Source organism: Agarivorans sp. Toyoura001 (assembly GCF_005405585.1).
In the GTDB taxonomy this organism is placed as follows: Bacteria; Pseudomonadota; Gammaproteobacteria; order Enterobacterales; family Celerinatantimonadaceae; genus Agarivorans.
On sequence record NZ_BJEQ01000014.1, the window covers coordinates 104065 to 110138 of the forward strand.

Annotated in this window: 6 protein-coding genes and 1 pseudogene; 4 read left to right on the plus strand and 3 right to left on the minus strand. The window is 46.8% G+C overall.

What is annotated here, in order from left to right:
• Nucleotides 1–57 precede the first annotated feature (57 nt).
• On the plus strand, nt 58–2385 hold the full coding sequence (locus FFR00_RS15850) for a Tex family protein (protein WP_137674389.1): 2328 nt from the start codon (nt 58–60) through the stop codon (nt 2383–2385).
• Nucleotides 2386–2420: 35 nt separating this feature from the next.
• On the opposite strand, the gene FFR00_RS15855 is transcribed toward FFR00_RS15850, so the two are convergent.
• The 3 genes from FFR00_RS15855 to bioH all read right to left on the minus strand — a co-directional run bounded on the left by FFR00_RS15855 (nt 2421) and on the right by bioH (nt 4432).
• On the minus strand, nt 2421–3356 hold the full coding sequence (locus tag FFR00_RS15855; protein WP_137674390.1) for a putative metalloprotease CJM1_0395 family protein: 936 nt from the start codon (nt 3354–3356) through the stop codon (nt 2421–2423).
• 1 nt (nt 3357) lies between these two features.
• Nucleotides 3358–3591 (minus strand): flagellar biosynthesis protein FlgE, encoded by a 234-nt coding sequence (locus FFR00_RS15860; protein WP_137674391.1) that lies wholly within the window; start codon nt 3589–3591, stop codon nt 3358–3360.
• 67 nt (nt 3592–3658) lie between these two features.
• The gene (gene bioH, locus FFR00_RS15865; RefSeq protein WP_137674392.1) at nt 3659–4432 is read right to left on the minus strand and encodes a pimeloyl-ACP methyl ester esterase BioH; all 774 of its coding nucleotides are present in this window, start codon (nt 4430–4432) and stop codon (nt 3659–3661) included.
• A gap of 33 nt (nt 4433–4465) precedes the next feature.
• On the opposite strand from bioH, the gene FFR00_RS15870 reads away from it, so the two are divergent.
• The 3 genes and pseudogenes from FFR00_RS15870 to FFR00_RS15880 all read left to right on the plus strand — a co-directional run.
• Nucleotides 4466–5227 (plus strand): ComF family protein, encoded by a 762-nt coding sequence (locus FFR00_RS15870; protein ID WP_137674393.1) that lies wholly within the window; start codon nt 4466–4468, stop codon nt 5225–5227.
• A 34-nt stretch (nt 5228–5261) separates the two neighbouring features.
• Complete coding sequence (nfuA, locus tag FFR00_RS15875; protein WP_137674394.1) at nt 5262–5840, plus strand: Fe-S biogenesis protein NfuA; 579 nt, start codon at nt 5262–5264, stop codon at nt 5838–5840.
• A 112-nt stretch (nt 5841–5952) separates the two neighbouring features.
• Nucleotides 5953–6074 (plus strand): annotated as a pseudogene (locus FFR00_RS15880) (IS3 family transposase); the annotation flags it as partial.

Consider the following 6074-nt stretch of genomic DNA (forward strand, 5'->3'; position numbering starts at 1 on the left):
TGAATAAGATAGTGCCACCACCGCCGTAGGATGCGGCGTCTTGAGATAAGCAAGCACATGTCAAATATTGAACCACAAATTGCCATAGATATTAATGCTAATGCACAGCAAGTTAGCGCTGCTATTGCACTGCTCGACGAAGGCTCTACAGTACCTTTTATTGCCCGCTACCGAAAAGAAGCCACTGGCGGACTCGATGACGGGCAACTGCGTTTGCTAGAGCAGCGTTTAAGTTACTTGCGAGAAATGCAGCTACGCAAAATCAGCATTCTTAAGTCAATTACCGAACAAGACAAATTGACTCCACAACTTGAGCAAGCCATTAATGCCGCGACCAGCAAAACCGAATTAGAAGATTTATACCTGCCTTACAAGAAAAAGCGCCGCACTAAAGGTCAAATAGCCATTGAAGCAGGCATAGAGCCTTTAGCCGAGGCTTTGCTTCTACAGCCCGATACCGCGCCGGAATCTTTAGCTGAAAAGTATATCAATGTAGAGGCTGGCTTTGCCGATAGTAAAGCGGTATTAGATGGCGCAAAGTTCATACTAATGGAACGCTTTGCTATTCAAGCGCCTTTACTTGCCAGCTTACGAGTGTTTCTGCAGCAGAACGCCGTGGTTAAAGCCGAGGTAATAGAAGGCCAGCAACAAAACGGCCAAAAATTTCAAGACTACTTTGATTACCAAGAAGCGATAGGCAAAATTCCATCGCATCGCGCTTTAGCGATTCTTCGAGGCCGTAATGAAGGTATCCTAAACCTTAGCGTTGAAGTCGAACAAGACGAGGCCTTAAGCCACCCAGCAGAGCAAATTATTCGAGACTACGTACAACTCAATCCCAAGGGTGTTGCCAGTGATCGTTGGTTGGCGTCTGTAGTGCAATGGACATGGCGAGTAAAACTAAAATTACAGCTAGATACTGAGCTACTCAACCAAATTCGTGAACACGGCGAAGATGATGCCATCACGGTATTTTCTCGAAATCTAAACGACTTACTAATGGCCGCCCCTGCTGGCGCTAAAGCGACCTTAGGTTTAGACCCCGGCTTACGCACTGGTGTGAAAGTCGCCGTAGTAGACGCTACCGGAAAAATGCTGGCCTACGACACTATTTACCCTCACGCGCCACGTAATCAGTGGCAAGACTCGCTAAAAACCTTGGCCAGTTTAGTTACTAAGTATGATGTAAAACTGATCAGTGTGGGTAATGGTACGGCTTCTCGTGAAACCGACAAACTAGCCGCAGACCTCATTAACATGTTACCTCCGCGAGGTATTCAAAAAGTAATGGTAAGTGAAGCGGGTGCGTCGGTGTATTCGGCTTCACAACTAGCCGCTTTGGAATTTCCTGATTTAGATGTATCGATTCGTGGCGCGGTATCTATTGCTCGCCGCCTACAAGACCCTCTCGCTGAGTTGGTAAAAATTGAACCCAAAGCCATTGGTGTTGGTCAATACCAACACGACGTAAGCCAAAGCAAACTATCGCAGCAACTGGATAGCGTAGTAGAAGACTGTGTAAACGCAGTGGGTGTTGATATCAATATGGCATCGGCACCTTTACTCAGTTTTGTGGCAGGGCTAAACACCACCATCGCGCAAAACATTGTGGCTTATCGTGATGAAAATGGAGCGTTTAAATCGCGCGCAGCCATTAAAAAAGTAGCGCGTTTAGGGCCTAAGGCCTTTGAACAAGCCGCCGGGTTCTTGCGTATCCATCAAGCAAAAAATGCCTTAGATGGCTCAGCTGTGCACCCCGAAGCCTACCCGGTGGTTGAAGCGATAGCCAAACACAGCCAGTGCCAAGTAAGCCAATTAATTGCCAATAACGAGCGCTTAAGTAACTTAGACCCAAAACAGTTCACTAACGATAAATTTGGTTTGCCGACCGTAACCGACATTATCGCTGAGCTGAAAAAACCCGGCCGCGATCCACGCCCAGAGTTTGCCACGGCTAACTTTAAAGAAGGTGTGAATACCATCGGTGACTTAAAGCCTGCAATGTTGCTAGAAGGCGTGGTGACCAACGTGACTAACTTTGGCGCTTTTGTTGATGTAGGCGTGCATCAAGACGGTTTGGTGCATATTTCTTGTCTTGCCAATCACTTTGTAAAAGACCCTCACCAAGTCGTAAAAGCCGGTGATATTGTAAAAGTGAAAGTACTGGAAGTAGAGCCACAGCGAAAACGCATTGCCCTTAGCATGCGTTTGGATGAAGACATTCCTCAAACTGCAGCAAATAACAACAAGCCCAGAAATACCCATCAGGGCAAACCTAAGCAAGCAACCACCAGCAGAGCAACACCTAGGCACGAAGCTAAACCACAAAAAACAGCGCCTATTAATAGTGCCTTTGCAGATGCCTTTGCTAAAGCTAAAAAGTAACATGGGAAGACTAAGTAGACTTACGCTTACTTGGTTTAAGCTTGTAAACTTAACTGAGACTGCGGCCGAAAGGCTGCAGCACTAGCATAACGCTGCTGAATGTGGTCATTGCGTTGCGCCATTTGTTGCGCAATGTCGGGGTAACGTTGCTGCAAGACTTGCGCATTTTGTTGTTGCAGAGCTTGTGCAGACTGTCGCTCTTCAACGGTTGGACTTAAACCTGTTTCAAATGCCGACGGTTGTTCGTCCGAGGCTAACAAGCCAGGAGGTTGGCTATGGTTAAGCTCTTGCTGCGCTTCAGCGGCCTTTTGTTGAGCTTGTGCGGCAACTTGCCTATCTTGACTCGACGGCTCTGCTGGCGCTAAGGCTGCGCGCTGAACTTGTTCCATTTTAGCAATGGTTGCTTGAGGATCATCAGGAATCTCACTGACATCAATTGATACCTCGCCACCTACCGCATATTGTTTACCATCAGGGCCACGCTCTAGCTCAAAAGAAGCGGCGCTGGCGTATTGGCCACCCACAGCTTGGTGTTGAGCTTCATGGGTTCTCACTTCACGGTCACGAGAACTGAGCTCATCAACCTTCTTTTGTTCGCCTTCGCTAAGTTCATTTTGACTTTTTTGCCTGGCGCTTGGCTGCTCTGATCCTGATTGACCCGACCCCGCTTGCTCACCGTCTTTGGCTTGATCGCCCTGTTTACCTTGCTGATCACCCTGTTGCTCGCGACCTTGCTGAGTTTCTCGCTCGCTAATTTTAGCGTTTTGCTGTTCTTGAACTTGTGGGTATTGAGCAGTAACTTGTGGTTTAGAGCGATCTTTTTCTGCGCCTACCTCTGGCTCTTTGGCAAAACTAGCAACTTCTTTAGGTTGGGCAATAACTTGGCGCAACTGGTTGTCGCGACGCGCCGCATCTGTGGGCGGCGAAAGCGTATTGGGGAACACATTAGGTAAGCTAACATTGATATTCATATTAGGCCTCTATATCCAATAAAGTACCTAACATTTTTGATTCTGTTTGAATCACTTTAGCGCCCGCTTTGGCGTAAAGTTCGGCTTGGCTCAAACTGACTAGCGCATCCACCACTTCATTTTGCTGAGGTTCCCGCTTTGCTGCGACCTCAGCCAAGGTTTGGGCACTTTCGCTAACTTGTTGATTTGCGTTAGCAATAATTTGATAACCGCTGTTCGCTGCTCCAACTTGCATATGCCCTCCAACTAAATCCGCAAAAAGCCACCTGTGATTAAAGCTAATTTTAGCAAATCGTACACTTTTACACCACTACTGACTGCCCAAACTCGATAATCTTATCTGCAAACAAAACTTTTTCAGAGATGAATGGAGCATGTGATGAGCTTTCAAATTGGTACTGCTGAGCCTCACTATGTAATGCGGCATGTTGCTCCATAGCGGCTTTTGGTACTAAAGCGTCACTGCGCCCATAAAGTTGTAACCATGGCATGTTTATTTGAGCAACTTGCGCTCGTAAGTCTTGGCTCTGCAGTAAGGCTAAACCTTGCTGCAAGGCGTCTAACTTAGGCAAAGGTTTATCGGCCAACAGGTCACGCAATTGTTTGATATCTTGCTTAGCGTGAGCGCTGCCCATGGCTTGAATAGCCAAAAACTGTTGTAGCGTTTTATTAAAGTCTTGCTGCAACCCTAGAGCAAAACCGCTTAGCACCTTGTCTTGAATGCCCGGCCAATCTTCCCCCGCGACAAAGTGGGCGGAACTGGCAACGGTAATCAAGCCGGCAACATGCTCAGGCAAATGAATAGCGGCATGTTTTGCCACTAAGCCGCCTAACGACCAGCCCAGCCACAGTGCTTTTTCCGGTACTTGTTTTGCAATAGCTTGTGCCATTCCCTCAAGGCTTAAGGTTTCGATAGCTGTAGAGTGGCCAAAACCCGGTAAATCAAAACGATAAACGGTAAAGTGCTGACTCAATAATTCACTCACAGGCTGCCAAACAGCGCCGTTTAAACCCCAACCGTGAATAAGAATTAACGCTGGCCCACTGCCTTGCCGCTCAAAATGCAATTTGCTCATCTACACTTAACTACTTGTTTATAAGGGGAGCCAATGTTAACCAGTTTTTCCAAGGCTTTAAACCATCCGTTGCTGCAATCAACCCAATGTGTTTTTTGCTTACAATGTAAAAACACTAGGCAAGCTTGTTGCTCGAGCTGCTACGCCATATTACGTGGGCAGCATGGTGAACGTTGCCAAACCTGTTATTTGCCCTTGGCAGAACCAGGTATTTGCGGAGAATGCCAAACAGAGCCGCCCCACTTCGACCAAGTCATTTGTTTAAATGATTACCAATGGCCGCTTGAACCTGTCATCAAAGCCTACAAATACGGCAAACAACAATACCTAGCAAAACCCTTAAGTCGGCTACTGTTGAATCACGCCAAGCAACAAAGCTCAGGATTGCCTGAAGCTTTTTTACCAGTGCCTCTACATTGGTTAAAAAAATGGCGACGAGGCTTTAATCAAAGTGAATTGCTCGCCAGCAGTGTTGCTAAGCAACTAAATAAACCGATGTGCACACCGCTAGTACGTAAACACTATGGTATAAGCCAAGCAAGTCTTAATCGGCAACAACGCCAGCATGCTTTAGCCGCCAGTTTTAGCCTTAAAAACAAAATCCAATTTAAACATTGGGTATTAGTAGATGACGTGGTGACCACTGGCAGCACTGCCAACGTGATAGCCAAGATGCTCAAGCAAGCGGGGGCCGAACAAGTCGATGTTTGGGCAATTGCCCGAACCGATAAACCTAAACATAAAAAATCGCCAGCCAGCAACACTAGCAGAGCTCACAAAAAAGCCGTACAATAAACCTTAGTAATTTAGTCAGGTATCGAGGAAGCAGATGGTATCGATCTCAGAAACGGCTCAACAACACTTTGTTAAGCTGCTAGAACAACAGCCTGAAGGCACCCACATTCGTGTATTTGTGGTCAACCCAGGTACCCCTAGTGCAGAGTGTGGCGTATCTTACTGCCCACCAGAATCGGTTGAAGACGACGATACTGCACTGCAATTTGATGGCTTTAAAGCCATGGTAGATACCGCAAGCGCGCCCTTTTTAGATGAAGCGGAAATCGATTTTGTCACCGATAAAGTGGGCTCGCAACTTACCCTTAAAGCACCAAACGCTAAAATGCGTAAAGTTGAAGATGACGCACCACTTATCGAACGTGTTGAATACGTTATCGAAAGCCAAGTAAACCCTAACCTTGCCTCACATGGCGGTAAAGTTAGCGTAATGGAACTCACTGAAGAAGGTGTGGTTGTACTGCAATTTGGCGGCGGCTGTAACGGCTGTAGCATGGTTGACGTAACCCTGAAAGAAGGCATTGAAAAGCAATTGCTTGAAGCTTTCCCAGGTGAGTTAACCGGGGTGAGAGACGTAACAGAGCACCAAGCAGGTGAGCACTCTTACTACTAGCTGCGCTTATCGTTAAGTAGATGCTAGCGAAATAAAAAGCCTATCTATTGATAGGCTTTTTTGTGTCAGTATGTCCCGTCCGGAAATAGGTTGACATAAAGAGGACGTCTTTATGACAACACCCATTAACTCAAGCCGTAAGCGCACACAACGAGATTACACCTTAGCCTTTAAATTAGGTGTTGTAGCGCGCATCGAAAAAGGCGAAATGACGTACAAACAAGCACAAGCCCG

What these genes read in the sequence shown, in the direction of transcription:
- FFR00_RS15850 (WP_137674389.1), top strand. Translation starts at nt 58, where the DNA reads ATGTCAAATATTGAACCACAAATTGCCATAGATATTAATGCTAATGCA.
- FFR00_RS15855 (WP_137674390.1), bottom strand. Translation starts at nt 3,356, where the DNA reads ATGAATATCAATGTTAGCTTACCTAATGTGTTCCCCAATACGCTTTCG.
- FFR00_RS15860 (WP_137674391.1), bottom strand. Translation starts at nt 3,591, where the DNA reads ATGCAAGTTGGAGCAGCGAACAGCGGTTATCAAATTATTGCTAACGCA.
- bioH (WP_137674392.1), bottom strand. Translation starts at nt 4,432, where the DNA reads ATGAGCAAATTGCATTTTGAGCGGCAAGGCAGTGGGCCAGCGTTAATT.
- FFR00_RS15870 (WP_137674393.1), top strand. Translation starts at nt 4,466, where the DNA reads ATGTTAACCAGTTTTTCCAAGGCTTTAAACCATCCGTTGCTGCAATCA.
- nfuA (WP_137674394.1), top strand. Translation starts at nt 5,262, where the DNA reads ATGGTATCGATCTCAGAAACGGCTCAACAACACTTTGTTAAGCTGCTA.